Raw genomic sequence first — 1,489 nt, forward strand, 5'->3', positions numbered from 1 at the left:
TAAAGTGTACCCCTTGTCAAGGACATAATAAAAAAAGTGGTATGAATTGTGTAAAGATGATTCCCAAAATTTGGGGATCATCTTTTTTATACTTTGAATGTTTCGTAATATTTTTGAGGTGTCAATCTGTTTAAATGCCATTGTCCACGATAGTTATTGTAATAGTCCATGTACTCATCGATCTCCGTCACCACATCATCGAAAGTTAGGCAATGATGGAGATTAAGTTCATCTTTCATATGTCCATAAAAGGATTCTTGAGGTGCGTTGTCCCAACAGTTCCCTCGACGAGACATCGATTGAGTGAGACCTAATTCTTTGATTTGTTTTTGGAAAGCGTGAGATGTGTAGTGGAATCCTTGGTCAGAGTGAATGAGTCGATGCGTTTTTGAGCCAGTTAAATGATTGACGCTTAGATCGTTCAAGGTTTCTAACACGAAATTAAGTTTTAGATTATGAGACACTTTGTACGCGACAATTTCTTTCGTACAACTGTCTTTAATTGTCGACAAATAGGCATGTTTGTTTTGATAGTGGAGATAAGTAATATCGGTTAAAAAGACTTTTCGAGGTACAGACGGATTGAATTGACGATTCAGATGATTGGGATGACGACTGTTGGTGGCCATAGATTTAGCCATGCGACGGTAGGGATTTGCCTTTCTAATCGGACAAACCAACTCAAATTTTTTCATTAAGCGACGAATCTTTTTAAGATTCATCACTGCATTGAACTGAGTAGCGAGCGTCATTTTTATTTGACGGGCACCTTTCTTGCGGTTTTTAAATCGATAGGCTCTTAAAATGAGCGAAAAATCCGCTTCATCTTGTCTACTTTTTGGCGATTCAACGGCTGAGTAGTCCAAATAATGATAGTAGCCCGAGCGAGAAACACCGGCGAAGTCACAGAGGTGATTGATTTGAAGGAGCTGACCATATTTTTCTCGTAATAATTTGATTACTTCGTATTTTTCTTGTGTTTTGAGTTTGCTTTCCAAATCGCCTCTCTTTCTGCTTGTTCGAGCTTTTTTAGGAAGTCATTTTCAGCTTTTAAATAGGCAATTTGTGCCTTCATACGTTTGAATTCTTCTTCAACCGTTAGATTTTTTGTTTTCGGACAACCACTATTTCCAGGTCGTTCATCTTCTAAACTTTGGCCATTGGTTACTTTTTTACGCCATCTTTGGGCGGAACTATCAATTCGCTTCGCTTTTAAAATAGCTGGATCAAACCCTGCTTCTCTAAATATCTCGGTTGGCATCATTCCCTGATTGTCTTTCAAAATAAACAACTCTTTAAATGCTTGTGTGTACGTGATGGAAGACCGACTGACTCGTTGAACATATGGATTTAGTTCTAAATCTGTCACCTCTTGCGGTGTAAACTTATTAATTCCCATTTGTGTCACTTCCTTTTCTATTTATCATACAAAAATACCCTACAGAAGGCACGCTTTTTATTTCGTGTCCATTCTATAGGGTACAGTTTA

The 1,489-nt window shown here is 37.9% G+C and carries 1 protein-coding gene; it reads right to left on the reverse strand.

Going from position 1 to position 1,489, the window contains the following annotated elements; genetic code table 11:
* Positions 1–86 precede the first annotated feature (86 nt).
* A protein-coding gene (locus CBF35_RS14820; RefSeq protein ID WP_126782603.1) for an IS3 family transposase occupies positions 87–1,399 on the reverse strand; the annotation gives its coding sequence in 2 pieces (ribosomal slippage) (positions 87–1,024 and positions 1,024–1,399; 1,314 coding nt in all).
* Positions 1,400–1,489: the final 90 nt, after the last annotated feature.

The sequence above is a fragment of the Vagococcus salmoninarum genome, from assembly GCF_003987495.1.
Classification (GTDB): Bacteria; Bacillota; Bacilli; order Lactobacillales; family Vagococcaceae; genus Vagococcus_D; species Vagococcus_D salmoninarum.